The sequence below is a fragment of the Rhodophyticola sp. genome, assembly GCF_965284195.1.
Classification (GTDB): Bacteria; Pseudomonadota; Alphaproteobacteria; order Rhodobacterales; family Rhodobacteraceae; genus Rhodophyticola.
This window is the reverse complement of the sequence record NZ_CBDIRM010000001.1, coordinates 1,797,899-1,823,148: the sequence shown is the minus strand read 5'-3', so window position 1 is coordinate 1,823,148 and position 25,250 is coordinate 1,797,899. Positions and strand designations below refer to the sequence as shown.

General features: G+C 65.2%; 26 protein-coding genes and 1 riboswitch. Of the genes, 13 read left to right on the top strand and 13 right to left on the bottom strand.

Annotated elements, in window-relative coordinates:
• Positions 1-17: 17 nt before the first annotated feature.
• The 4 genes from ACQ651_RS09085 to ACQ651_RS09070 form a co-directional block, all read right to left on the bottom strand.
• Positions 18-1,214, bottom strand: coding sequence for a toxic anion resistance protein (locus ACQ651_RS09085; RefSeq protein WP_227287259.1), 1,197 nt, complete (start codon positions 1,212-1,214; stop codon positions 18-20).
• Positions 1,207-2,136: a 5-bromo-4-chloroindolyl phosphate hydrolysis family protein gene (locus tag ACQ651_RS09080; protein ID WP_227287258.1), complete on the bottom strand. Its 930-nt coding sequence runs from the start codon at positions 2,134-2,136 to the stop codon at positions 1,207-1,209. Before ACQ651_RS09080 ends, ACQ651_RS09085 begins: the two co-directional genes overlap by 8 nt.
• Before the next feature lie 253 nt (positions 2,137-2,389).
• A complete protein-coding gene (locus ACQ651_RS09075; RefSeq protein WP_430449090.1) occupies positions 2,390-3,082 on the bottom strand; it encodes a glutathione S-transferase N-terminal domain-containing protein in 693 nt (230 codons plus the stop codon).
• A gap of 63 nt (positions 3,083-3,145) precedes the next feature.
• Entirely contained in the window at positions 3,146-4,060 is a 915-nt protein-coding gene (locus ACQ651_RS09070) for an alpha/beta hydrolase (protein ID WP_430449089.1), read from the bottom strand.
• Positions 4,061-4,206: 146 nt separating this feature from the next.
• Positions 4,207-4,285: riboswitch (SAM riboswitch) on the top strand.
• Between the two features lie 68 nt (positions 4,286-4,353).
• On the opposite strand from ACQ651_RS09070, the gene metZ reads away from it, so the two are divergent.
• The 4 genes from metZ (at position 4,354) to folE2 (ending at position 8,011) form a co-directional block, all read left to right on the top strand.
• Positions 4,354-5,550, top strand: coding sequence for an O-succinylhomoserine sulfhydrylase (gene metZ, locus ACQ651_RS09065; protein WP_430449088.1), 1,197 nt, complete (start codon positions 4,354-4,356; stop codon positions 5,548-5,550).
• Positions 5,547-6,041, top strand: coding sequence for a GNAT family N-acetyltransferase (locus tag ACQ651_RS09060; RefSeq protein WP_430449087.1), 495 nt, complete (start codon positions 5,547-5,549; stop codon positions 6,039-6,041). Before metZ ends, ACQ651_RS09060 begins: the two co-directional genes overlap by 4 nt.
• Positions 6,038-6,772 (top strand): glutamine amidotransferase, encoded by a 735-nt coding sequence (locus ACQ651_RS09055; protein WP_430449086.1) that lies wholly within the window; start codon positions 6,038-6,040, stop codon positions 6,770-6,772. Before ACQ651_RS09060 ends, ACQ651_RS09055 begins: the two co-directional genes overlap by 4 nt.
• A 144-nt stretch (positions 6,773-6,916) precedes the next feature.
• On the top strand, positions 6,917-8,011 hold the full coding sequence (gene folE2, locus ACQ651_RS09050; protein WP_430449085.1) for a GTP cyclohydrolase FolE2: 1,095 nt from the start codon (positions 6,917-6,919) through the stop codon (positions 8,009-8,011).
• Between the two features lie 96 nt (positions 8,012-8,107).
• On the opposite strand, the gene ACQ651_RS09045 is transcribed toward folE2, so the two are convergent.
• On the bottom strand, positions 8,108-8,572 hold the full coding sequence (locus ACQ651_RS09045) for a hypothetical protein (protein WP_227287252.1): 465 nt from the start codon (positions 8,570-8,572) through the stop codon (positions 8,108-8,110).
• Positions 8,573-8,683: 111 nt separating this feature from the next.
• The gene (locus tag ACQ651_RS09040; protein ID WP_375552006.1) at positions 8,684-9,118 is read right to left on the bottom strand and encodes a hypothetical protein; all 435 of its coding nucleotides are present in this window, start codon (positions 9,116-9,118) and stop codon (positions 8,684-8,686) included.
• A gap of 238 nt (positions 9,119-9,356) precedes the next feature.
• Here ACQ651_RS09040 and ACQ651_RS09035 point away from each other — a divergent pair, with 238 nt between their 5' ends.
• Positions 9,357-10,805 carry a TrkH family potassium uptake protein gene (locus tag ACQ651_RS09035; RefSeq protein ID WP_375552007.1) on the top strand — a complete coding sequence of 483 codons (1,449 nt, stop codon included), beginning with the start codon at positions 9,357-9,359 and terminating at the stop codon, positions 10,803-10,805.
• Here the strand turns inward: ACQ651_RS09035 and ACQ651_RS09030 are convergent.
• Both ACQ651_RS09030 and ACQ651_RS09025 read right to left on the bottom strand, forming a co-directional pair.
• Entirely contained in the window at positions 10,780-12,006 is a 1,227-nt protein-coding gene (locus ACQ651_RS09030; RefSeq protein WP_430449084.1) for an NAD(P)/FAD-dependent oxidoreductase, read from the bottom strand. The genes ACQ651_RS09035 and ACQ651_RS09030 overlap by 26 nt on opposite strands.
• A gap of 69 nt (positions 12,007-12,075) precedes the next feature.
• A complete protein-coding gene (locus tag ACQ651_RS09025) occupies positions 12,076-12,705 on the bottom strand; it encodes a DnaJ domain-containing protein (protein ID WP_121897145.1) in 630 nt (209 codons plus the stop codon).
• A 75-nt stretch (positions 12,706-12,780) separates the two neighbouring features.
• On the opposite strand from ACQ651_RS09025, the gene ACQ651_RS09020 reads away from it, so the two are divergent.
• Positions 12,781-13,038, top strand: a complete 258-nt coding sequence (locus ACQ651_RS09020; RefSeq protein WP_227287248.1) for a BolA family protein — start codon at positions 12,781-12,783, stop codon at positions 13,036-13,038.
• Between the two features lie 3 nt (positions 13,039-13,041).
• On the opposite strand, the gene ACQ651_RS09015 is transcribed toward ACQ651_RS09020, so the two are convergent.
• Together ACQ651_RS09015 and gatB are read right to left on the bottom strand one after the other, a co-directional pair.
• Positions 13,042-13,422 carry a DUF4177 domain-containing protein gene (locus ACQ651_RS09015; RefSeq protein WP_430449083.1) on the bottom strand — a complete coding sequence of 127 codons (381 nt, stop codon included), beginning with the start codon at positions 13,420-13,422 and terminating at the stop codon, positions 13,042-13,044.
• Positions 13,423-13,500: 78 nt separating this feature from the next.
• On the bottom strand, positions 13,501-15,015 hold the full coding sequence (gene gatB, locus ACQ651_RS09010) for an Asp-tRNA(Asn)/Glu-tRNA(Gln) amidotransferase subunit GatB (protein WP_430449082.1): 1,515 nt from the start codon (positions 15,013-15,015) through the stop codon (positions 13,501-13,503).
• Positions 15,016-15,267: 252 nt separating this feature from the next.
• Between gatB and ACQ651_RS09005 the strand changes: the two genes are divergently transcribed.
• Positions 15,268-15,861 (top strand): transglycosylase SLT domain-containing protein, encoded by a 594-nt coding sequence (locus ACQ651_RS09005; RefSeq protein WP_375552011.1) that lies wholly within the window; start codon positions 15,268-15,270, stop codon positions 15,859-15,861.
• A 260-nt stretch (positions 15,862-16,121) separates the two neighbouring features.
• Positions 16,122-16,913, top strand: a complete 792-nt coding sequence (locus ACQ651_RS09000; RefSeq protein ID WP_227287244.1) for a transglycosylase SLT domain-containing protein — start codon at positions 16,122-16,124, stop codon at positions 16,911-16,913.
• 1 nt (position 16,914) lies between these two features.
• Here the strand turns inward: ACQ651_RS09000 and ACQ651_RS08995 are convergent, their stop codons facing one another.
• Both ACQ651_RS08995 and ACQ651_RS08990 read right to left on the bottom strand, forming a co-directional pair.
• Complete coding sequence (locus ACQ651_RS08995; RefSeq protein WP_121897149.1) at positions 16,915-17,325, bottom strand: hypothetical protein; 411 nt, start codon at positions 17,323-17,325, stop codon at positions 16,915-16,917.
• A gap of 53 nt (positions 17,326-17,378) precedes the next feature.
• On the bottom strand, positions 17,379-18,254 hold the full coding sequence (locus ACQ651_RS08990) for a lysophospholipid acyltransferase family protein (RefSeq protein ID WP_227287314.1): 876 nt from the start codon (positions 18,252-18,254) through the stop codon (positions 17,379-17,381).
• A gap of 138 nt (positions 18,255-18,392) precedes the next feature.
• Between ACQ651_RS08990 and ACQ651_RS08985 the strand changes: the two genes are divergently transcribed.
• Positions 18,393-19,136, top strand: coding sequence for a heparan-alpha-glucosaminide N-acetyltransferase (locus tag ACQ651_RS08985; RefSeq protein ID WP_227287243.1), 744 nt, complete (start codon positions 18,393-18,395; stop codon positions 19,134-19,136).
• Here ACQ651_RS08985 and pepN read toward each other — a convergent pair.
• Positions 19,133-21,703 (bottom strand): aminopeptidase N, encoded by a 2,571-nt coding sequence (gene pepN, locus ACQ651_RS08980; protein ID WP_430449081.1) that lies wholly within the window; start codon positions 21,701-21,703, stop codon positions 19,133-19,135. The genes ACQ651_RS08985 and pepN overlap by 4 nt on opposite strands.
• Here pepN and ACQ651_RS08975 point away from each other — a divergent pair.
• The 4 genes from ACQ651_RS08975 (at position 21,678) to ACQ651_RS08960 (ending at position 25,142) form a co-directional block, all read left to right on the top strand.
• On the top strand, positions 21,678-22,016 hold the full coding sequence (locus ACQ651_RS08975; RefSeq protein WP_430449080.1) for a DUF2256 domain-containing protein: 339 nt from the start codon (positions 21,678-21,680) through the stop codon (positions 22,014-22,016). The two genes, pepN and ACQ651_RS08975, sit on opposite strands and share 26 nt — an antisense overlap.
• Before the next feature lie 110 nt (positions 22,017-22,126).
• Positions 22,127-24,271 carry a malate synthase G gene (locus ACQ651_RS08970; protein ID WP_430449079.1) on the top strand — a complete coding sequence of 715 codons (2,145 nt, stop codon included), beginning with the start codon at positions 22,127-22,129 and terminating at the stop codon, positions 24,269-24,271.
• A gap of 68 nt (positions 24,272-24,339) precedes the next feature.
• Positions 24,340-24,765 (top strand): GlcG/HbpS family heme-binding protein, encoded by a 426-nt coding sequence (locus ACQ651_RS08965; RefSeq protein WP_227287239.1) that lies wholly within the window; start codon positions 24,340-24,342, stop codon positions 24,763-24,765.
• On the top strand, positions 24,762-25,142 hold the full coding sequence (locus ACQ651_RS08960) for a RidA family protein (RefSeq protein WP_430449078.1): 381 nt from the start codon (positions 24,762-24,764) through the stop codon (positions 25,140-25,142). Before ACQ651_RS08965 ends, ACQ651_RS08960 begins: the two co-directional genes overlap by 4 nt.
• The last annotated feature ends 108 nt before the right edge of the window (positions 25,143-25,250 follow it).

Sequence of the window (25,250 nt, the reverse complement as noted above, 5' to 3'; positions counted from 1 at the left end):
CCTACGCGCCGGACCGGTCAGCCGGCCGGGTTCACCGACCCGCCCACATTGGCCCCGGACCCGTCGCCGCGGGCGCTGGCCGATGCAAGCGTGTCGCGCAATTCCGCCTCCATCTTCTGCATCTCGATCTCGGCGGCGGCGCGGCGCGCCTTGCCTTCATCGGCGATGGCCAGGCTCTCCTCGATCGTGGCGATCAGTTCGGCATTGGCCTGTTTCACCGCTTCGATGTCGAAGACGCCGCGCTCCATCTCCTCGCGCACCATGCGGTTGCTTTCGCGCAGGTTGGCGGCGTTTGAGGTCAGCAACTCGTTCGTCAGATCATTGGCCTCCCGCACCGCCTTGGCGGCCTCCGTCGAGCGCTGGATCGTCACCGCCTGCGCGAGCTGGGTTTCCCAAAGCGGCACGGTGTTGACGAGGGTGGAGTTGATCTTGGTCACCAGCGATTTGTCGTTTTCCTGCACCAGCCGGATCGAGGGGAGCGATTGCATCGTGACCTGGCGGGTCAGCTTGAGGTCATGGACCCGGCGTTCCAGATCGTCGCGCGCGGCGCGCAGATCGCGCAGTTCTTGCGCCTTCATCACCTGGTCGTTTTCCGGCGCGGCCTGCACCTCGGCCTCTTTCGCGGGAATATCCGTCTCGTCCAGGGTTTTCAGCTTCTCCTCCCCGGCGGCGATGTAAAGCGCCAGTTCGTCGTAGAAATTCAGCGTCTTGTCATAGAGCTGGTCCAGCGACTTGATGTCCTTCATCAGTGTGTGTTCATGGGCCAGAAGCTCGTCGGTGATCTTGTCGATCTGGCTCTGCACGTCTTCGTATTTCGCCATGAAATCATGGAACGGCTTGGCCTTGCCGAAGAGGCGTTCCCACCAGCTTTGCTTGCGGTTCGGGTCCAGTTCGTCCACCGAAAACCCGCGGATCGTGCCCACGATTTCGCGCAGTGAGTTGCCTGCGGGCCCCACATCCTTGTTTTTCACGCCCTGCAGCATGGCCTGCGAAATGACCTGCAGCTCCGCCTGCGCGTTGGAGCCGAAACTGACGATGGAGTTCGTGTCCGTCATGTCGATCTCGGCCATCCGGCTGCGGATTTCCTGCGCCGTGGGCGGCTCCGCCTCGGCCAGCGGCACCAGTTCGGTCGAGGGCTCGGGCAACACAATCGCGTTGATCTCATCCACCATTTTCGCGGCGGCTTCGGCTTGCTGCCGGACAGTTTCAGTCATGTCGTGTTTCCTCGCTCGTGATATGCAGATTGTCTCGGTTCAGCCGGTCCCGCAGGACCTCGATCTCCACATCCAGATCGCTGCGATCGTCGATCAGCATCCGTTGGGTGCGGGTTGAAAAATTGCGTTCGAGATCGTCCAGAAGCCGCACATAATCGGCCCGGACCTCCGGGTCGCGGCCCCGGCCGTAAAGATCGGCGAATTTCACGGTCGCGTCGCGCGCGCCCTGCAGATAAACGCCCAGATACTTGCGCGCCCCGGTCAGATCGCGGGGGTCCTGTTCGATGGTGCGGAACATCTGGCGCACGGTGTGCTGAAACCCTTCCACCCGCGCCTCCAGCTGCCGGTCCCGCGCGCGCTTGATGGCGTCTTTCATCCCGTCAAGCAGGGTTTCGGCCTCTTCGACCTTGCGGGCCACACGCTCGGTCTGGAAGTTGTCCACACCCTCCAGACCCTTATCCTTCATCGGATCGGGCTGGAATACGAACAGATGCAGCGCACCGGCAACGGCGCCCGCGATCACGGCCGTCAACAGGTTCCACTGCCCGCCGAACACCAGCAACCCGACGCCCGCCGCCGTCAGAACGGAGGCGAATATCTTGCGCGGGATCGCCGGGCGCCGCGCGACCTTGCGTTCGTTATAGGCATCCTCGGCGCGAATCCCGTCGCGCAGCAACCAGGCCGCGAGCAGCAACACCGCGGCGCCGGCCAGATCCGTGGCCATGGCCACCGTCGACTGGAAGAACGCCGTGAAGAAGACGGCGAGCGGCGCGATGAACAGAAGGTTGATCTTGGCCCCGTGCCGGGCGGGCGAACGGCCCTTGAAACTCGCCTCCAGCGGGCGCGCCGGAGTCGCTGTGACCGTTTCGCGGGTATCCCGCCGGCCCTCGGGGCTGAATTCTCCGCCGTACCGTTTGGCCATTTACAGCACTCCGAACCCGCCGAAAACGGACATCATGATGATCACGAGAAGCGCTGCAAAAGCGACGCCGCGTAGGGTGTTGGAGGTCATTTCAGCTCCGGTTCGTTTCAGCCACTAGAATAGGCAGTCTTGCATGCAAAAACCAGACATCGCAGGGTTTTTGCCCGAATTGATCCGGGCGCCGCCTGCCTGCCGCTCAGAAATCCGGCGAATTGGGGTGACGCAAGGGGGAAAGCGTCGGCGATTTTCCCCCTCAGCTCTGTCTGAAAAGCCGGTCCTGGGCGGCCTTGTCCCGGGTTTCGCCGCGTTTTTCCGCGGCGACGGCCCGGCCTGCCCGGACCGCCGGGCGCGCCGCGATCCGATCCAGCCAGCAGGCCAGATGCGGTTTGTCCTCCAGCGTTTGCTGCTGACCTTCCCAAAGGCTCGCCCAAGGCCAGATCGCCATGTCGGCGATGGAGTAGAAATCGCCCGCGACAAACTCGTTTTCGGCCAGTTGGGTGTCCAGCACCCGGTAAAGCCGCCCGGTCTCGCGGCGATATCGGTCCTTCGCATAGGGAATATCCTGCGGCGGGTCCATATCAGGCGCGTATTTCAGGAAATGATGCGCTTGCCCCGCCATCGGCCCGACCCCGCCCATCTGCCACATCAGCCATTGATCGACGGCGATCCGGTCACGTTCCGTCGGGCCGCCGAACCGCCCGGTCTTGCGCGCGAGATATTGCAGGATCGCCCCGGATTCGAAGATCGAGATCGGCTGACCGTCGGGGCCGTCTGCATCGGTGATCGCGGGCATGCGGTTGTTCGGGGCGATTTTCAGGAAATCGGGGTCGAACTGATCGCCCGCGCCGATATCGACCAGATGAACGGTATACGGTAGCCCCATCTCCTCAAGCGCGATGGTGATTTTCCAGCCGTTGGGTGTGGGCCAGTAATACAGATCGATCATCGCGGCGGTCTCCGGGCAGCTCGGGCCCAGCATCGGGCAGATCGGGGGGCGGGGCAAGTGGCCTCAGGATCTCGCGGCGCCGGTGAACAGGTTACGAAAGTTCGTGCATTCGGCCATTTTTGTAACCTTTTGCGGCGCCGGGCCCACCGGCAGCGCCGCCCCGAGCCGATCGAAAAGCGCGGCATGGGCAGGGTCGAAGACAGCGCGGTAAAGCGGGAAGAGACCGGGCCGCAGATATCCCGACCAGTGGCAGATGCGGGTCGCCGGGGGCCGGATCGGGTAGCCGAGCCGGGCCAGCGCCATGCGATGCGCGGGCGCGTCGATGGCCAGATCGATCCAGCGCGGATGCGGGTGCCCCAGACCCGCCGACAGGGGCCGGTCGCGCCAGCGGGGCGCGGGCACGAGGGCCCGGAACAGCATGTCGAAGAGCGCGTTTTCGCCGCTGGTGACATTCAACACCCGGGTGCTGCGGCCGGCCAGCGCGCGGTCGGCCGTGCCCCGATACTCCGCGCCGGACAGAAGGATCATCCGGGCCACGTCATGGGCGCCCAGATCGTCGAGCGCCGCCAGCGCCACCCGCGCGCCAAGCGAATGGGCGATGATGTTGACCTGCAGATCGGGCCGGGTGTCGCGCAGGATCCGAACGGTTCGGGCCAGCGCATGCCCCGCGACGAAGGCGCGCGCCGCAACCTCGCGCAGGGGCCCGGTGGCGGGCCATCCAAAGCCGATGCCCAACCCCGCGCCGGGCCGGTTCAGATGCAGATGCCGGGGCCAGCTGATCGCCTTCCAGCAGGCGCTTTGCGGGGCGGGCGACAGGATATGCCGGTGCGGGTCGGTGGGCCCGGACAGCGGGCAGAACCGGTAGCCGTGAACCATCACCGTCGCCGTCGCGCCGGACGGCAGCGCGGCCAGCGCGTCGCGCAGCCGCTCCGGCGCGTCGATCTGGCTGGATCTGGCTGTGACGGGCAAAACCGGCATTGCATGAACCCCACAAGCTATGGGGTGTGGATAAGTTCTTTCCGCAACATTTAGGTGACGTCTGCGCAACATCCCTGTGACGTGGCCATGTCGCAGCGATGACGCGGCCGTTTTTGCCGCTTGACCCGCAGACGGCAGCGGCCTAATCCCTTCCGCGTGGCGATTTGTTTACCGGATTGCGGGCCACGTAAAACATTCCGCTAAAGAGGTCGAAGGTGCTTTGATATATGCGCGCCCCGGCCACCCCAGGTCCGGGGTTTTTTTTGTGCCCGGACGCGCATGGAGATGAAACGATGAAGGACACCACCGCCAGACCGTGGAAGCCGCGCACCCGCGCCGTGCATTCGGGCACGAGACGCAGCCAGTATGGCGAGGTCAGCGAGGCGCTGTTCCTGACCCAGGGCTTTGTCTACGACACCGCCGAACAGGCCGAGGCCCGGTTCGTCGAGGCGGGCGAGGATGAGTTCATCTATGCCCGCTACGGCAATCCGACCGTCCGGATGTTCGAAGACCGGATCGCCGCGCTGGAAGGCACCGAAGATGCCTTTGCCACCGCATCCGGGATGGCGGCGGTCAATGGCGCGCTGACCTCCATGCTGCGTGCGGGCGACCATGTGGTGAGCGCCAAGGCGCTGTTCGGCTCCTGCCTGTATATCCTTGAAGAGGTGCTGGCGCGCTTCGGGGTGGAGGTGACATTCGTCGATGGCACCGATCTGGACCAGTGGAAAGCCGCCATCCGGCCGGACACCAGGGCGGTTTTCTTCGAGTCGATCTCGAACCCGGTGCTGGAGGTGATCGACATTGCCGCCGTGGCCAAGCTGGCCCATGCGGCGGGCGCGCTGGTGATCGTGGACAACGTTTTCGCCACCCCGGTTTTTCAGGACACGATCGGGCTTGGCGCCGACGTGGTGGTCTATTCCGCCACCAAGCATATCGACGGGCAGGGCCGGGTTCTGGGCGGTGTCATCTGTGGAAGCCGGGCGTTTATCCGGGACACGGTGGAGCCCTATCTGAAGCATACCGGCGGGTCGATGTCGCCCTTCAACGCCTGGGTGCTGTTGAAATCGCTGGAAACGGTCGATCTGCGATGCCGGGCGCAGGCGGCGACCGCGCTGACGCTGGCCCGGGGGCTCGAAGGGGCCTCGGGCCTGCGCCGGGTGGTCTATCCGGGCCTGCCCAGTCATCCGCAGCACGCGCTGGCGATGCGGCAGATGGAGCTGGGCGGAACGGTTCTGGCGCTGGAGATGCAGGGCGGGCGCGACGCCGCATTTCGCATGCTGAACGCCTTGGAGATCATCACGATTTCCAACAATCTGGGCGACGCGAAATCGATCATCACCCATCCCGCCACCACGACCCATCAGCGGCTGAGCGACGATCAGCGCGCCGTGCTCGGCATCAGCGACGGAGTGTTGCGCCTGAGTGTCGGGCTGGAGGATGCGGACGATCTTCTGGCGGATCTGCGCCAGGCCCTGGCGGCGGCCAGATGACCGTGGACCTGACCATTCGCGATATGCTGCCCGGAGAGGCCGAAGCGCTCGGGAAGATCTATCACGACGCTGTGCGGAACGGGGCGATTGCGCATTATTCCGCCGAACAGGTGGCCGCATGGTCGCCCGCGCCGCCGACGGATGCGGGTTGGGCCAAGCGGTTGGCCGATGCCGATACAATTGTCGCCGAACGCGACGGTGCGCCCGTGGGGTTCATGACGCGCAAGGGCGGCTATATCGATCTGGCCTTCGTTGCCGCCGCCGCCATGGGGCAGGGGGTGGGCGATGCGCTTTATCTGGTGGCCGAGACCCGCGCGCGGGCCGATGGCCACGGGCGCATGACGACCGAGGCGAGCGCCTTGGCCCGCCGGTTGTTCGAGCGCCATGGATGGCGGGTCATGGAGCGCGAGGAGATCCACCGCCACGGGGTCGTGATCCACCGCTACCGGATGGAAAAGCGGCTCGACCTGCCGGCGGAGGCGCCCCATTGAAACCGTTCCTGATCATCCAGTTGCGGCCGGAAGACGAGGCGGCGGACGAGGAATATGCAGCACTTCTGGCCCGCTCGGGCCTGACTGCGGCGGAAACCCGGCGCATCCGTCTCGATCAGCAGCCGCTGCCCGCGCTGAGCCTTGAGGCCTATTCCGGCGTGATCGTCGGCGGCGGGCCCGGATGCGTGAGCGACGCGCCCGAGGACAAGGACCCGCTGGAGGCGCGGATCGAGGCCGATATCCTGTCGCTGATGCCCGAGATCACGCGGCGCGACATGCCCTATATGGGCTGTTGCTATGGGCTTGGCATTCTGGCCAAGCACCTTGGCGGCGAGATCAGCAAGGCGCGCTATGGCGAACCCATCGGCGCCGTGGAATGTCGGTTGACCGAGGATGGCGCGGCAGACCCGCTCATGGCCGGATTGCCCCGCGATTTCAAGGCTTTCGTCGGCCATAAGGAGGCGGTTCAGGCGCTGCCGCCCGGCGCGGTGCATCTGGCCAGATCCGACCTTTGCCCGTACCAGATGATCCGCGCGGGCAAAAATCTCTACGCCACGCAGTTCCACCCCGAAGCCGACAGCGCAAGCTTTGTGATGCGGATCGATATCTACAAGCATCGCGGCTATTTCGCGCCCGAAGAGGCCGACGCGCTGAAGGCCAATGTGCAGGCCGAGGAGGTGACCGTGCCCGAACGCATGCTGCGCGCCTTCGTCGGCCGCTACCGGGGCTGATCGCACCGCGGCGGCGTCGCAATTTGCCCGAGATGTGATCTGCGCCGTCTGCACTTGCGTATAAATAAGGCAGGTCAGGGATTTGAATGCGCGGGCATTTGCCCCATATTCGAAAGCTCGGAGAAGGAACAGGAGGGGTTGCCCGTGAATTTGCATGTGACACCGACGGTGGAAACCCCAAGCACGGAAGAGGCGGCAAGGGCGCTGACCATGTTGAAAGCCTGGGCGGAGAGGGCGGGCGCGGGCGCGATCGACGCGCTGGATCCGGCCGCGGCCGGGCTGCTGACCGCCGTGGCCTACCCCGAATTTGCCCGTGACTACCCGGCCGATTTCGCGGTGGATCCGGGCTACAAGGCAACGCTGCCCGACCTGCAGAACGGGCCGGCCTCCCTGATCCGGGGGGCAAACCGGCAGATCCAGCATGTGGGCATCTCCAATTTCCGGCTGCCGATCCGCTATCAGACCCGCGACAATGGCGACCTGGTCCTGGAAACCTCGGTTACCGGGACGGTGAGCCTGGATGCGGAGAAGAAGGGCATCAACATGTCCCGGATCATGCGGTCTTTCTACCGGCATGCGGACCGGGCCTTCAGCTTCGAGGTGATCGAGGCGGCATTGGAGGATTACAAGACCGATCTGGAAAGCTTCGATGCCCGCATCCAGATGCGGCTGAGCTTTCCGATGCGGGTGGAGAGCCTGCGCTCGGGCCTGAGCGGGTATCAGTATTACGATATCGCGCTGGAGCTGGTCGAGCAGGCCGGTGTGCGCAAGAAGATCGTGCATCTGGATTACGTCTATTCCTCCACCTGTCCCTGTTCGCTGGAATTGAGCGAGCATGCGCGCGCGACACGGGCGCAACTCGCCACGCCCCATTCGCAGCGATCCGTCGCCCGGCTGTCGGTGGAGGTGAACGGGGAGGCCGGGTGCCTGTGGTTCGAGGATCTGGTCGAAATGGCCCGCGCCGCGGTGCCCACGGAAACCCAGGTGATGGTAAAACGCGAAGACGAACAGGCGTTCGCCGAGCTGAACGCCGCCAATCCCATTTTCGTGGAAGATGCCGCGCGCCTGTTTGCCGAACAGATGCAGGCCGATCCGCGCATCGCCGATTTCCGCGTCGTGGCCAGCCATCAGGAAAGCCTGCACAGCCATGATGCGGTCAGCGTTCTGACGGAAGGGGAGACGTTCGCCGCCGACAGTCTGGACCCGAAGCTGTTCGCCACGCTGTTCCACGTGGGCTGAGCCCGTCGGATCGGGGGCAGGCGCGTTTCTTTAGCGCGCTATGGCGCGGATGGCGAACCGGCAGTCACTGCAACGGATGCCGGAACCGCCACCGGTTCAGAACCCGCGTCGGCCAAACCCGGCCGGGTCCGCGTTCATCCCCAGATCGGAATCCGTAAGCCCCGTTCGGCGGGTGCCGCGCCCGTTGCCGACCGGATCGGCGAAGGCGCCGGTATCCCGGTCGGTTATGCCGCTTCGCACTTGGGTGAACCCGCCGCCGCCACGGCCGAAGCCGCCCGGATCGGTAATCGGGCCGTTATCGGCATCGGTGATCCCGGTGCGGCTGCTGCGCAGGCCGCCGCGTCCGCGCCCGCCCGGATCGGTGATCGGACCGTTATCGGCATCCGTGACCCCGCCGCCAACCGTGGTGGGGGTCGCAACGCAGCCGCTCAGGCCAAGGCCAATGGTGCCCAGACCCATGCCGCGCAGCAACCGCCGCCTGTTCAACCCGCGGGATGTCTTGATGCTGCTGTCGGCGAGATCGGACTTGCCGGGGGATTTCGGCTTTTCTTCATCACTCATGAAACTGGCCTTTCATCGGCTTTGGAAGCTACTAAAACGCGCATCATCCGGCGAACCGGCCCCCCGGATGGTCCGGAGGGCCCGCCCCGCCGTCATATGGTCAGGCTCGCATCATCCGCGACCGTTGCCGCCCGGGTCGGAGCAATTGCCGCCATCCGCATCGGTCACGCCGCTGGCCGCATTGCGCGGTACGCCACGGCCCGCGGAACCCGGATCGGTCCAGGTGCCATTGTCACGGTCGGTGTAACCGGCGCGTTGCTGACGGGCGTCGCCGCGCCCGTTTCCGCCCGGATCGCGCCAAGTGCCGTTGTCCTGATCGGTCACGCCGGACCCGTAGGCCCGGCAATAGCCGCGCCCGCGCCCGCCGGGATCGGTGATTGCCCCGTTGTCATTGTCGGTTCCGGCTTCGGCGCGGCTCGTCCCGACGCCCGCAATCGTCACGCCCAGTGCTGCGGTGCCGGCGCCGCGCAGCATCCCGCGGCGGTTGACGGATGTGGAAATCTCGCTGTCTGAAAGGGGTTTTTTGCCGTCTTGATTATCGTTCACAATGAACTCCTCTGGCTTGCTCGTGGCCGTCGCGGCTACGGGGGGCTGGGATATGTCGCGGGTGTTGGCCGCATGAAAAGAAACCAAAATCTGGAGACTTAACGTGAAGGTAACGTGCTTATCCTATCAACTCAATAGAAAGTGGCATGTTTTCCCTGACGGCTTGTCCGGCGTCAGCGGGGTCCCGGCAGGCTCTATCGCTTGACACCAAAGCGCCGTCGCGCCAACGCTCGGCGCCATGTTTGACCTGCGGCCGGTGGGCTACGTTCTGGGACTTTTGGTATCGGTGCTGGGGGCAACGATGCTGCTGCCTTTGGGTGTCGATCTCTACATGCGGAACGGTCACTGGCAGAGCTTTGCCGAGGCCGCTCTGATCACCATTGTGATCGGCGTGTTCCTGACACTGGCCTGCGCCAATGCGGTGACCCGGGGCCTGACCCTTCAGCAGACCTTCCTGCTGACCACAGGGGTCTGGCTCGTGTTGCCGGTTTTCGGGGCGCTGCCCTTCGTCTTCGGCGCGACAGAGGCGGCGTATGTCGATGCCTTTTTCGAAGCGATGTCGGGGCTGACCACCACAGGCTCCACCGTTCTGACCGGGCTGGACCAGCTGCCCGAGGGGATCCTGCTCTGGCGGGGTCTTCTGCAATGGTTCGGCGGGATCGGCATCATCATCGTGGCGATGGTGTTCCTGCCCGAATTGCGAGTCGGCGGCATGCAGATCTTCCGCTCCGAAGGATTCGATACCTTCGGAAAGATCCTTCCGCGCGCCACGGAAATCGCCAGCCGGATCTGGGTGATCTACCTGACCCTGACGCTGTTTTGCGCGGCGGCCTACGCAAGCCTCGGCATGGATGTCTTCGATGCCATCGTGCATGCCATGACGACGGTGGCGACCGGCGGATTTGCCAACTCCGATGCGTCTTTCGGGGCCTTCGGCCCGGGGGTGGAATACGCCGCCGTGGTCTTCATGCTGCTCGCGGCCCTGCCGTTCGTGCGCTATGTTCAGCTGGTGGCGGGCTCGGCCCGGCCACTCTGGATCGACAGCCAGATCCGGGCGTTCTTCCTGACCGTTCTTGCGCTTGTCTCGGTCATGACGCTCTGGCTGGTTCTCGGCGACGCGGCGGGCGGGGAGTTTGCCCTGCGCAAGGCGCTGTTCAACACGGTTTCGATCGTTACCGGCACCGGGTACGCCAGCGCCGACTACATGCAGTGGGGGGCTTTCGCGGTCGTGGTCTTCTTCTTTGCGGGGCTGATCGGCGGCTGCGCCGGATCGACCTCCTGCTCGATCAAGGTGTTCCGCTACCAGCTTCTGATGGCGTCGATCTCCACCCAGGTGAAACGGCTCTACGCCCCCCATGGCATTTTCGAGCCACGCTATCAGGGCCGCCCGGTGGCGGAGGACGTGCTGAACTCGGTGATGGCGTTTTTCGTTCTGTTCTTCGTCACCCTTGGGGTGGTCGCCATCTTGCTTGGGCTGACCGGGCTTGATTTCATCACCGCCGTGTCCGGTGCGGCAACCGCGCTGGGTAATATCGGCCCGGGGCTTGGCCCGGTGATCGGCCCCGCGGGCACATTCGCGGAGCTGAACGACACGGCGAAATGGATCTTGTCGGCGGCCATGCTGATCGGCCGTCTGGAACTGATGGCGGTTTTCGTTCTGTTTACCGCGGCGTTCTGGCGGACGTAAGGGGCGCGCGCGCCTGCCCGGCGATGGCGCGTCCGGCCGCTGCGCCCGACGCCCAGGCCCATTGGAAATTGTAGCCGCCCAGCCAGCCGGTGACATCCATCACCTCGCCGATCAGGTAGAGCCCCGGAACCCGTTGCGATTCCATGGTTTTCGAACTGACCTGATCGGTCGCCACTCCGCCGAGCGTCACCTCCGCGGTGCGGTAGCCTTCCGACGAGGTCGGGGTCAGCTCCCATGCGGTCAGGGCATCGGCCAAGCTGCGAAGCGCGGTGTCGGACAGATCGGCAAGATTGCCCGACAAGCCAAGTTCGGCGGCCAGATGCCGGGCAAGTTTTCGCGGCAGGATCTCCGCCAGATGGGTTCCGATCGCCTTGCCCCCCTCCGTGATGCGCCGGTCGCGCAGCCAGCCGAAGATATCCTGATCCGGGCGAAGATGGATGGAAAGCCGGTCTCCCTCCCGCCAATAGGAGGAGATTTGCAGGACAGCCGGCCCGGACAGGCCGCGATGGGTGAACAGCATCGCCTCCTCGAAGCTGGCTCCGTTGCAGGTGATCCGCGTGTCCACGGCGGTGCCGGACAATGCCGCGAAACCGGCCTTGACCTCTTCATTGAACGTGAGTGGGACGAGGGCGGGGCGCGTGTCGGTCAGGCGGTGGCCGAACTGCTCCGCGATTTGATAGCCAAGCGCGCTGGCCCCCATTTTCGGGATCGATTTCCCGCCCGTCGCCACTACCAGATTGTGTGCGATAACGGTGACGGGCCTGCCCTCGCGGATCAGGCGGATGGCGAACTCCGTGCCATCATGGCGGATTTCCTCGACCGAACTGTTCAGCCACAGATTGGCGGGCTGCATCTCGGCCAGCAGCATCTGGATGATGTCCTTGGCCGAACGGTCGCAGAAAAGCTGCCCCAGGGCCTTCTCGTGCCACGGGATCCGGTGCCGGGCGAGCAGATCCAGAAAATCCCACTGCGTGTACCGGCTGAGCGCGGATTTCGCGAAATGGGGGTTTTCGGAAAGGAAGTTCTCGGGCGCCGTGCCCAGATTGGTGAAGTTGCAGCGCCCGCCACCGGAGATGCGGATCTTCTCTCCCGGCGCCTTGGCATGGTCGATCACAAGCGTGTCCGGCCCGGCATGGACCGCACACATCAGGCCTGCCGCACCGGCACCCAGGATCAGGGTCGCGACGCGATGGCCGGTCATGCCGGGATCGGCATCCGTCGCCCCGACCGGAGACTGGAAGAGGCGGGGTTCGAAGGGCCCGCTACGAGCTTAGTCCTTGAAATTGCGGCTTTCCTTGATCTGGTCCCAGGCCCAGACGACCTCTTGCAGGCGATCTTCATCGGTGCGGTCGCCCCCGTTCATATCCGGGTGCAGCACCTTGATCAGGGCCTTGTATGATTTTCGGATCTCTGCCTTGGCCCAGTGGTCCTTGGCCTCCAGAATGTCCAGCGCGCGACGCTCGGTCGGGGGCAGCTTGCGGGTTCCGGTGATGCTTTTCCCGGGGTTGCGCGTGGCGTTGCCGCCAAGCACCTGATGCGCGTCATCAATGCCAAGCCGGGCCCAGGCCCGTTCCTCCGCCGATTGCCGGAAGGGCTTGGTGGGGCGGTCCCAGACGCGATCGCGGTCCAGCTGCGCCTCCATCTCGGCTTCGGTCGTGCCGTCGAAGAAATTCCACTTCAGATTGTACTCGCGCACATGCTCGCGGCAGAACCAGAGATAGTCATCCAGCACATCGGGGGATTTCGGCGCGCGATACTGGCCCGCCTCCTCGCAGCCGGGATGTTCGCAGACCCGTTGTGAGGTTTCGAACGCCCCGGACATGCCGCGACGACCGCCCCGGCGCTTCTTTTTGTCGGTGGAGACGCGGAGGTCGAAATTGAACGGGTCTTTTTCGGTCATCAGAGTGCCTTTTCGACTCGGAGCAGCCAGTTTAGAGTTTTGGGCGGTGAGGTGAAGAGGGGGCAGGCGAAAATAATGACGCGAACCGAGAAAATCCAGTCACGGCTGGCGCAGGCATTCGATCCGGTGCTGCTGGAGGTGATCGACGAAAGTGAGAGCCACCGCGGGCATGCGGGATATCAGGAGGGCGGAGAGAGTCATTTTCGCGTGACTATTCAAAGCGATGGCTTTGATGGTTTGAGCCGGATCGCGCGACACCGCGCGGTGCATGAGGCCCTGGGCCGGGATCTCATGGGCGAAATCCACGCCCTGTCGCTGGATATCCGCAGCTAGGGGCTATTGCGCGGCGATGCTGTCTTCGCGCGGGGTGTCAGGCGTGGCGTCGGGTTCGGCGGTCTCCCCGGCATGGTCGGGTTCCGGATCGGGCATCGCCTCTATCAGGATGGGGTCGGGCGCGGTCTCGGCCGTCTCGCCGGTGTCGCTCTCCAGCCCGCGGCGGAAAATCAGCACATTGCGGTAGATGGTCTGGCTGCCGGTCAGCCCCGCCCGTTCGGTGCAGGGCAGCGTATCGGCGCGGATGTATTCCCAGCCCTCGGCGCCCAGCCCGTTCATCAGGTTTTCCAGAGTATGGGCGAACCGCGGCGCACCGGGTTTTACACCTTTGGTTTTCAACCCTTTTTCCGGGGCCGGAACGACCTTGTACTCGTATCTCTGCATTGGCCCCTCGCGCCCGTGACGGGCGGGATCATAAGCGAAAAGGGGCCTGAGGCAAGGTCAAGGCCGCCCCCGATCCCGTCAGCCGCCCGCCAGTTTCCTGGAAACGATCTCGTTCACGGCTTTCGGGTTGGCCTTGCCGCCCGTGGCCTTCATCACCTGACCCACGAACCAGCCCGCAAGCTTGGGGTTCTGCTTGGCCTTTTCCACCTGATCGGGATTGGCGGCGATGATCTCGTCCACCGCGGTCTCGATCGCGCCGGTATCGGTGACCTGTTTCATGCCCCGCGCCGCGACGATTTCGGCGGGGTCGCCACCCTCGGTATAGACGATCTCGAACAGCTCCTTGGCGATCTTGCCGGAGATGTCACCGGCCTTGATCAGCGTGATGATGCCGGAAAGCTGCGCGGGCGAGACCGGGCTTTCGGTGATGTCGTGATCTTCCTTCTTGAGACGCCCGAACAACTCGTTGATGACCCAGTTGGCGGCCAGTTTGCCGTCACTGCCGGCGGCCACGGCTTCGAAATAGGCCGCCGATGCGGTGTCGGCGGTCAGCACGCTGGCGTCATAATCCGACAGTCCGAACTCACCCATGAACCGGGCCTTCTTGGCGTCCGGCAGCTCGGGCAGGGTGGCCTCGATATGATCGACCCAATCCTGTTCGATCTCCAGCGGCAGAAGATCGGGGCAGGGGAAATACCGGTAATCATGCGCCTCCTCCTTGGAGCGCATGGACCGGGTTTCGCCCTTGTCGGGGTCGTAGAGCCGGGTTTCCTGATGAACCGAGCCGCCGGATTCCAGAATGGCGATCTGGCGCTTCGCCTCGAAATCGATGGCTTGCTGGATGAACCGCAGGGAGTTCATGTTCTTGATCTCGCACCGCGTGCCCAGATGGGAGAAATCCTGCGTGGCCTGATACTTTTCATACTGGCCGGGCGCGCAGACCGACACGTTCACATCGGCGCGCAGATTGCCGTTTTGCATGTTGCCGTCGCAGGTGCCCAGATAGCGCAGGATCTGGCGCAGCTTGGTGACATAGGCGGCGGCCTCCTCCGGCCCGCGTATGTCGGGGCGGGAGACGATCTCCATCAGCGCGACACCGGTGCGGTTGAGATCGACGAAGGACATGGCCGGGTCCATGTCATGGATGGATTTGCCCGCGTCCTGTTCCAGGTGGATACGCTCGATCCGCACCATGCGGGCGGTGCCGTCACCCATTTCCACCAGCACTTCGCCTTCGCCCACGATCGGGTGGTACAACTGGCTGATCTGGTAGCCCTGCGGCAGGTCGGGATAGAAGTAGTTCTTCCTGTCGAAGGCGGACCGCAGGTGGATCTGCGCCTTCAGGCCAAGGCCGGTGCGCACCGCCTGTTCGACGCAGAATTCGTTGATCACCGGCAGCATGCCGGGCATGCCGGCATCCACGAAGGCGACGTTGGAATTGGGCTCGGCCCCGAAACTGGTAGAGGCGCCCGAGAAGAGCTTGGCGTTGGAGGAGACCTGCGCGTGCACCTCCATGCCGATGACAAGTTCCCAGTCCTGCTTGGCGCCGGGGATCACTTTGGGCTTGGGCGTGTCATAGGTCAGGTCGAGCATGTCGGTCTCCACGAGGCTGTCAGTCGCGGTTTAGGCGAGGTGCCGGGGTGGGGCAAGAGGCGGCGGCCGTCTGTCGGGCAGAGCCGCGGCATGTGCGGGGGGCGCGAAATCGCGCCGCGGCAAGTGGGATATCGCCCGGATCGGCCGGGTTTCGGCAAGGTTCGGCCTATGGACTTTCGGACAGGTTGCATGCCGCCACCCGGCAGGGCAGATAGCCGTGCCTGCAAGATTGTTTCCTGTTTGAGGTTAGTTATGAGCCAGTTCTGGGGTCGGATCGTTTTATGTGTGGGGCTTCTGGGCCTTGGCGGATGTGTGTCCGCCACGCCGGACATGTCCACCAGCAACATGACACCGCCGATGCGTTGGGATTTCCGGCCCGACGGCGCGCTATGGACCGAAGCGTCGCTGGCGATGCTGGAGGGAGATGCGGCCGTGCTGACCGAGATCGTTCCGAACGATATCAGGGCGTGGTGCCCGGCCTATCCCGAGGCCAGCGTGCAGGAGCGCGCGGCGTTCTGGACGGGGCTGTTGTCGGCGCTTGCGAAACACGAAAGCACCTGGCGGCCCGAGGCGGTCGGCGGCGGCGGGCGCTGGTTCGGTCTGGTCCAGATTGCCCCTGCGACGGCAAGGGGTTACGGCTGCGCGGCGCGCAGCGGCACGGCCCTTCAGGATGGCGAGGCCAATCTGCGCTGCGCGCTGCGGATCTGGGCCAATACGGTGCCGCGGGACGGGGTCATCTCGGCCGGTGGCGACGGGATCGCGGCCGATTGGGGCCCGATGGTGATGCGGAACAAGCGCGAAGAAATGCGGGCCTGGATCAGCCAGCAAGGCTACTGCCGGGCATAAGCTCCGGCGCTGCCCGGTCGGCCCCGTCTGAAGGACCTGTTGATGACTGGATTCATGCCCCGAAAGAGAGTGGATGCGCGGCAGAGGCGATGTGGAAAACAGTGCCCTGACGGAGCCGCCGTGAGGGGGTGGCGGGAGGGGCTAAACCCACGTTTTCCACAGGCTTGTGGATTGTTTCCCGAATCTGGCCCCGGGCGGGCTTGCCGTATGGTTAACGACTCGTCAGGCTAAGCAGCGCTATATCTGGGAGGGGGCTACGCATGAACTTGCGACTGGCCTGTTATGGAATTTTGATCGGGCTCTGGCCCGGATTGCTTGGCGCGCAGGAGGTGGACCGCGCCAATGGTGGCGTGACGGCCGGCACGATGACGGTAAGCCCGCAGATGAGTCTGCCCGAGGATTTCGAGGGCTCCGCCATGGCCCCGTGGCTGAGCCCCATGCCGGTTCAGCGGCCCGAATGGTCGGTGCCCGCGATGCAGTGGGACGGCCGCCATCCGCGGGCCACGCGCTGGAGCCTTGCGGTGATGGCGGCCCTGCGCGGGCATGGATCGGACCTGCTGGATGTGGTGCCAGGCGATATCGAGGCCTGGTGCCCGGCCTATGAAACGGCCGACCGGGCACAGCGCGCGGCGTTCTGGGCGGGGCTGGTTTCCACGCTGGCCTGGCATGAAAGCAGCCACCGGCCCCGCGCCGTGGGCGGCGGTGGCCGCTGGTTCGGACTGGTGCAGATCGCGCCCGGCACCGCGCGCTGGCGCAATTGCGAGGTCCGCACCGGGCAGGGCCTGCTGGACGGGGCGGCCAATCTGCGCTGCGGGATCCGGATCATGGCCGCCACGGTGCCGCGCGACGGGGTCGTGGCCGAAGGGATGCGCGGTGTGGCCGCCGATTGGGGGCCGTTTCATTCGCGCCGCAAGCGCGAGGAGATGCGGAACTGGGTTCGCCGGCAGGAGTATTGCCGGCCGCCGACCCGGCCGGTTCTGCGCCCTGCCGGGCTGGTGCCCGCGCCGGTTCTGCCGCAGCCGCGGCCCGAGCGCATGACATCGGCGGATTAGATCAGATCTCGCGCACCGGAATGCCGCGATTCGTGGCCTCGCGGATCAGCACGAGGGGCGAGGGAACGGCCAGATCGGGCAACTCGATTTCCGCGCCATCGGTCATCACGATCGTGCAGCGGGCGGTGCCGTCGCGGTCGCTGACCCGCAGATGGGCGATAGAGGCCGTGGGCAGGTGCCGGTCGTTCGGGCCTTCGAGAATATGCCAGACATCGCGGGACAGATGCAGCCCGTAAACCGGCGTCACGATCATCTGCCAGAGGCAGACCGCAAGCGCCGGGATCATCAGAAGCAGCACGAAACCGGGCATCGATTGCCACAGGAACGCCGAAAGCAGGGCGAGGCCCGCAAACGCCACGATGCTGAGGGCAAGCCCGCCATGGCGGGCGCGATATTCGAAGTCGCCGGTCATGGAATCTGGATAGGTCGGTATTGCGCCCGCATTATGGCACGGATTGGGAAAGCTTAGGCCAGCGGCTGGCCGAAGACCGGGCGGCCGGCGGCGAGGAGCGAAACCCCGGGGTGCTGATCGCGTCCGGCAAGCGACAAGGTCCGGCGGCGCAGGACATCGATCGCTTCGGTTCCGTCGGCGGGCAGGGACGCGGGCGGCACGGGCCGGCCGATGGTCACGCGGAACGGCTGGCGCGCCTTGTTCAGCGTCTCGTGAAACAAGGTGATGTCGCGCAGGCTGGGGTGGAGGGCGTCGAACGCATAGAAGAGCGCCGAGTTTCGCGCGCGGATATGCACCGGGATCACCGGCAGCCCGAATTTCCGGGCGATCATCGCGGCCGACGCCATCCAGGGGCGTTCCTCAAGCCGCAGACCCCGGCGTTTTGCCAGACGGCCCGAGGGGAAGATCACCCCGAGCCTGCCATCGCCAATGGCGCGCTGCAGCGCCAGCATCGTCGCCCGCGTCTTGGCGTGCCCGCGTTTTTCCACGCGCCATTCCACCGGCAGGATAAGCTCCTCCATCTGCGGCAGGACCCGCAGAATATCGGCATTGGCCATGATGAAGACATCGCTCCGGCGCTGGAGGATCAGATGATGCAGGATGATCCCGTCGGCAATGCCGGTGGGATGGTTGGCGACGATCAGTGCGGGGCCCGACGCGGGGATATGGGCCAGCCCGCGGGCGGTGACGTCGCGCGCGATCAGACGGGCGAGATGGGCCATGATCTCCTGCGGAGGCAGCGGTTGCAGCGCCGCGCCAAGGGCAAGCGTGCGCCGGTAGCCCAGAAGCAGGTTCAGGAGCGCCCGCGCCTGAGCAATGCCCGGGCCGTCCGAAAACAGCCATGGCGCGCGTTCGGCGATCAACGGGTCGGTGCGGGCCGCGATATCCATGGCAGGCAGAAACACGATCTCCGTAACGCCCCGATGAAACGAAGATGACGGGACGATGATAGGCGGGTCTTTGCGGATCGGGGGTGGCGGCGGCGGCGGGAGACGCTACTCTGCCGGGAAACTGGCAGAGGCAGAACCGTGGCAAGCGTGACAGAGGCGGAACCCGAAGGCGTGGCGCGGATCGTCGCGCTGGATCTGGCGAGGACAGCGGCGCTCGCGGGGATGGTGATCTATCATTTCACCTTCGATCTGGCGCTGTTCGGCTATGTGCCGCCCGCAACGGCGATCACCGGGGGCTGGGCGCTGTTTGCCAAGCTGGTGGCGGGCAGTTTCCTGTTTCTGGCCGGTGTCAGCCTGTGGCTGGCCCATGGGCGCGGTATGCGCTGGCCCGCATTCTGGCGACGGCTTGGCATGGTGGCGGGCGCGGCCGTTCTGATCACCGCGGCGACCTATGTGGCGATGCCGCAGAGTTTCATCTATTTCGGCATTCTGCACTCGATCGCCGCATGCAGCCTGATCGGGCTTGCGTTTCTGCGGCTGCCCGCGCCGGTCACGCTGGCGGTGGCGGTGGCTGTGTTCCTGCTGCCGCAATATGTCCGGTTCGACGCCCTGAATGCGCCGTGGTTCTGGTGGACGGGGTTGGGCACCTATTGGGCGCCGACGCTGGATTACGAGCCCGTTTTCCCCTGGCTGGCGCCGTTTCTGGCGGGTCTGGCGCTGGCGCGCGGTCTGGATCTTTCCGGCCGGCTGCCCCGCCCGAGGGTGCCGGGCCCGGTGGCGCGGCGTCTGGCCTGGCCGGGCCGGCATTCCCTGATCATCTATCTGGTGCACCAGCCGGTGCTGATCGCAGGCCTGTGGCTGGTGACGCAGGCGATCCGCTAGGCGCGCATCCGGTCGATCATCTCGCCCAGATCGGGGCTGAGCCCGTCGGTTCCGGCGATCCGCGTAAGCTCCGCCGCGATCAGCGCCTGACGGTCGGCGTCATAGCGTTTCCAGGTGTCGAAGGCGGTGGACATCCGCGCCGCGGTCTGCGGGTTCAGCCGGTCGAGCCGGATCAGCCAATCCGCCAGAAAGGCGTAGCCCGCCCCGGACGGATCGTGGAACCCCGCAGGGTTGCCCACCGTCAGGCCGGAAACCAGCGACCGGAAGCGGTTGGGGTTCTTCCAGTCGAACAACGGGTGCCCGGCAAGGGTTTCGGCCAGCGCCACCGCCTTTTCCGGCGCCGCATGGGCGACCTGGAGCAGGAACCATTTGTCCATCACCAGCCGGTCATCCTGCCACTGGTCGTAGAACCGGGCGGCGATGTCGGGATCGCCGATATCGAGCAGGCAGCCGAACCCGGCAAGCTGATCGGTCATGTTGCCGGCCGCGTCGTAATGCGCCCGCGCCCGCGCCCCGGCATCGAGATGCGCGGTAAGGCCAAGCGCCGCGTTGCGCAGCGCGCGCTTGCCGGCCTGCGCGGCATCCGGGCTGTAGACGGGGCCCGGATCCAGCGCGTCGTAAAGCGCGTCGAGCGTGGGTTTCAGGTGACGGCCTATCGTCTCCTTCAGGGCCTTGCGCGTGGCATAGATCGCCGTGGGATCGGGCACCAGACCGGCATCGACCGCGCCCTGGGCGATGTCATCTTCTGACGGAAGCGCCAGCGCCAGCGCCCGGAAATCCGCATCGAGCGTCTCGTCGGCGGCCAGTCGCGCCAGCCCGTCCAGAAAGGCGGGCGCGGGCGCCGCGCCGTCCGCAAGCATGGCCAGCAGCGTCTCCCGCGCGAGACTGCGCCCGGCCTCCCACCGGTTGAACGGGTCGGTGTCATGGGCCAGAAGCAGCGCGCGGTCCCCGAAACTCGGGGCGTGATCCAGAATGACCGGGGCGGAGAAGCCGCGGAGCAGCGACGGAACCGGTTTTTCGGCCAGCCCATCGATCTCGATAGTGGTTTCGGGGTCCACCAGCTCGATAATGCGCGTCGGATGGGTTTCGATCCCCGCGGGCGACAGCAATCCGAAAGCAACCGGGATCACGGCGGGCTCCTTCAACGGCTGATCGGGGGTCGGCGGCACCGTCTGGCGCAGGGTCAGCCGATAGGTCCCGTCCTCGAAATGCTCGCGGACAGTGACATGGGGCGTGCCGGCCTGCGTGTACCAGCGTTTGAACTGGCTCAGATCGCGGGCGGTGACATCCTCGAACACGGCCAGCCAATCCTCGATCGTGCAGGCCTGACCATCATGGCGGTCGAAATAGAGCTGAAGGGCCTGATCATAGGCTTCCGCGCCGACAAGCAGCCGCAGCATGCGGATCACCTCCGCGCCCTTCTCGTAGACGGTCGCGGTGTAGAAGTTGTTGATCTCTATATAGCTGTCGGGGCGGACATTATGGGCCAGCGGGCCCGCGTCCTCCCGGAACTGGCGGGTGCGCAATTGCAGCACATCCTCGATCCGTTTGACCGGCGCGCTGCGCATGTCCTCGGTGAACTGCTGGTCGCGGAAGACGGTCAGACCCTCCTTCAGGCAAAGCTGGAACCAGTCGCGGCAGGTGATGCGGTTGCCAGTCCAGTTGTGGAAGTATTCATGGGCGATGATCCGCTCGATGAAATCGAAATCGCGGTCGGTGGCGGTCTCGGGACTGGCGAGAACATATTTGGAGTTGAATATGTTCAACCCCTTGTTCTCCATTGCCCCCATATTGAAATCGTCAACGGCAACGATGTTGAAAATATCCAAGTCGTAGGCGCGGCGATATACCTTCTCCTCCCAGATCATGGAGCGTTTGAGGGCATCCATCGCGTAACCGCAGCGGTCTTCATCCCCGGGGCGGACCCAGATGTTGAGCGCCACCTCCTTGCCCTCCATCGTGGTGAAGCTGTCCGACACGGGCCTGAGATCGCCCGCGACCAGCGCGAACAGATAGGCGGGTTTGGGCCATGGGTCGTGCCATTCGGCGAATCCGGGGCCCTGGGCGGTCTGGTTCCCGTTCGACAGCAGCACTGGCAGTTCACTGTCGATCCGCACGGTGAAAGGCGCCATGACGTCGGGACGGTCGGGGTAGAAGGTGATCTTGCGGAAGCCTTCCGCCTCGCACTGGGTGCAATACATGCCGTTGGACATGTAGAGACCCTCCAGCGCTGTGTTGTCCTTGGGCGCGATTTCGACCTCGGCCTCCCAGAGGAAACTGTCGCCGGGCAGGCGCGCGGCAGGCACGGTCAGATGCGTGTCGGTCAGCAGATAATCGAGCGCCGTCAGGGGGATGCCATCGATGCGGACCTCGATCAGGCGCAGATTCTCGCCATCCAGGATCAGATTGCCATCGTCCAGCCCATCGGGATTGGCCCGAAAGCGGATGCGGGAGATCACCCGCGTCGCGCCCGGGTCAAGCCGAAAGCGCAGGTGCACCTCGTCGATCAGATAATTCGGGGGGCGGTAATCGGCCAGATGAATGGCCGTAGTGGCGGCGTCTTTCACGGGGGAACGGCTCACAGGGCTGTTGCGGATTGCGGGCACGGTAGGCCAGCGCGCGGCGGCGGGCAAGCGGGCGCATGTTTTGACCCGGGACGCACCGGCGCTAGGTTCCGGCGGGGAAGCGTCATGTACTGGATCTTCCACATCAAGTATGGCGTTCAGGCATCTGATCATGAAAAAGAAAAGAGACTTACCCACAAAGCTGTGCAAGACCTGCGGGCGCCCGTTCGTCTGGCGCCGGAAATGGGCGGATGTCTGGGACGAAGTGCAGTACTGCTCGGTGCGGTGTCGTGCGGAACGGGCGCGCCGGCGCTGATCTCTTGCGTCTTGGCGCGCAGCTTCCTTGCCTCCCGGCCCGATTTTTTCTAACTGCATACCATTGTATGGCGAAAGGCCCCGCAGCGGGCAGCAAAGGGTTGGACAACGATGACAGATCGGGTGGCGCGGGCGAGCTTGCATGTGGCGCGGGAACTGGCGGATTTCATAGAAACGCGGGCGCTGCCGGGCACTGGTGTGGACGAAGCGGCCTTCTGGGAAGGGTTTTCGGACCTGTTGCATGACGGGGCGCCGAAAAACCGCGCCCTTCTGGCCAAGCGCGAGGTGCTGCAGCGCCAGATCGACGACTGGCACGTGACGCGGCGCGGGCAGGTGCATGACCCCAGCAGCTATCACCTGTTTCTGCAGGAGATTGGCTATCTGGCGCCCGAAGGCGAGGATTTCCAGATCGACACCTCGCGGATCGACCCCGAGATCGCCACCGTGGCCGGGCCGCAGCTTGTGGTGCCGATCACCAATGCGCGTTTTGCGCTCAACGCCGCCAATGCGCGCTGGGGCAGCCTTTACGATGCGTTCTACGGCACCGATGCGATGGGCAGCCTGCCACCTTCCTGCGGGTATGACCGGGGCCGGGGCGCGCGGGTTGTGGCGCGGGCGCGCGTGTTTCTGGACGAGGCGTTTCCGATCGTGGGGGCGAGCCATGCGGATGTGCGGCGCTACCACGTGGAAAAGGACGCCCTGCTGGTCGACGACAAGCCGCTGGTCGAGCCCGGAAAATTCGCGGGCTATGTGGGCGACCGACGCGCGCCCGACCGGATCCTGCTGGTCAATAACGGGTTGCATGTTGAACTGGTGTTCGATCGCGCCCATCCGATCGGAAGCCGGGATCAGGCGCTTCTGGCCGATGTGCGCATGGAGGCGGCGGTGTCGGCAATCATGGATTGCGAGGACAGCGTGGCCTGCGTCGATGCCGAGGACAAGGTTCTGGCCTATGGCAACTGGCTGGGCCTGATGAAGGGCGATCTGGAGGAGAGCTTCGAAAAGGGCGGCCGGACGATCACCCGGAAACTGGCCGGCGATCTGCCGTATTGCGCACCCGATGGCAGCCCGATGGAGGTCCGGGCGCGGGCCTTGATGCTGGTCCGGAATGTGGGTCACCTGATGACCAATCCGGCAATTCTGCTCAAGGACGGCTCCGAGGCGTTCGAGGGGCTGATGGACGGGATGATCACCACGCTGATCGCCTGCCATGACCTGCGCAAGACCGAAGGCACGCGCAATTCGGTTGCCGGGTCGGTCTATGTGGTGAAGCCGAAGATGCACGGGCCGGAGGAAGTGGCCTTCGCGGATGCCAGTTTCACGAAGATCGAGGCGGTGCTGGGGCTGGAGCGCTACACGGTCAAGCTCGGGATCATGGATGAGGAACGCCGCACGAGCGTCAACCTCAAGGAATGTATCCGTGCCGCCAAACATCGGGTGGCATTCATCAATACCGGGTTTCTGGACCGGACCGGGGACGAGATCCACACCTCGATGGAGGCCGGGCCGTTCAGCCGCAAGGATTTCATCAAGCGGAAATCCTGGATCACCGCCTACGAGAACCAGAATGTGGATATCGGGCTGGAATGCGGCCTGAAGGGGCGGGCGCAGATCGGCAAGGGCATGTGGGCGATGCCCGACAAGATGGCCGCCATGCTGGAGGCCAAGATCGAACATCCGCGGGCCGGTGCGAATTGCGCCTGGGTGCCGTCGCCCACGGCGGCCACGCTTCATGCGCTGCATTATCATCAGGTGGATGTGGCCGCGGTGCAGGAAAGCCTGGCCGCGGGCGGGCGGCGGGCCTATGTCACGGCGCTTCTGGATATCCCGCTGGCGGCCTATCGGCGCTGGAGCGAGGCGCAGATATTGCGCGAGGTGGAGAACAACGCCCAGGGCATCCTTGGTTATGTGGTGCGCTGGATCGATCAGGGCGTGGGCTGCTCGAAAGTGCCCGATATCAATGATGTGGGGCTGATGGAGGATCGGGCGACCTGCCGGATCTCCGCGCAGCATATCGCCAACTGGCTGCATCATCAGGTGGTCAGCGAGGCCCAGGTGATGGAGGTGATGCGCAAGATGGCGGAGGTCGTGGACCGCCAGAATGCGGACGATCCCGCCTATGTGCCCATGGCGCCCGGTTTCAACGGGATCGCCTTCGCGGCGGCCTGCGATCTGGTGTTCAAGGGCCGCGTGCAGCCAAGCGGATACACCGAGCCGATCCTCCATGCCCGGAGGCTGGAATGGAAAGCCGCGTAGGAGATAGCGCGGCGGGGATGCCGTGCGGTGCTGCCGCGCGGCGCATGAACCTTAATGGAGGATAACGGATGACGATATCACTGGAGAAGGCCCGGCAGATGGTGGCCGAAACGCGGGCCAAGGCCCGGACCATGGGGCTGAAGCCCTTGTCGGTGGTCGTGCTGGACGCGGGCGGTCACGTTCTGGCCTTCGAACGGGAAGACGGGGCCAGCCCGGGCCGGTTCGAGATCGCGCGGGGCAAGGCCTATGGCGCGGTGATGCTGGGCATGCCCGGCTCGGCGCAGATGGCGCGGGCCGAGGCGCAGGCCTATTTCATGGCCGCGGTGAACGGGGCCTATGGTGGCAAGGTGATCCCGGTGCCGGGCGGCGTTCTGGTCAAGGATGCGGCGGGCGAGGTGGTCGGCGCCGTGGGCGTGACCGGCGACAGTTCCGAGAACGATGCAGAGGCGGCGCTTGCCGGGATCGCGGCCGCGGGGTTCGAGGGGGCCGCGTGAGCCAGCGGCTGATTACCTCAGGCTCCGCCTTCGAGGCGGAGATCGGGTATTCGAGGGCGGTGGTGTGTGACGGCTGGGTCTTCGTGGCCGGCACGACCGGGTTCGACTATGCCACGATGGAGATCGGCGCGGATGTAGCGACGCAGGCAGAGCAGACGTTTCGCAATATCGACATGGCCCTGCGCGAGGCCGGGGCCGGGATGCGGGATGTGGTGCGGGTGCGCTACATCCTGCCCGACCGGGCGGATTGGGAGCCGTGCTGGCCCGTCACCCGCGCCTGGCTGGGCGAGGTGCGGCCCGCCGCGACGATGATCGTGGCGGCGTTGCAGGACCCGCGCATGAAGATCGAGATCGAGGTGACCGCGCGCCTGCCCTGAGCGCCGGGCCGGTGGGGGCGTGCGCGGATGCACAGCGGGTTTCGCCCCGCTGCGGGTTTGCAGAGGCAGGCCGGGCAGGTATAGAAAGCGGATCATGCGACGCGGAGA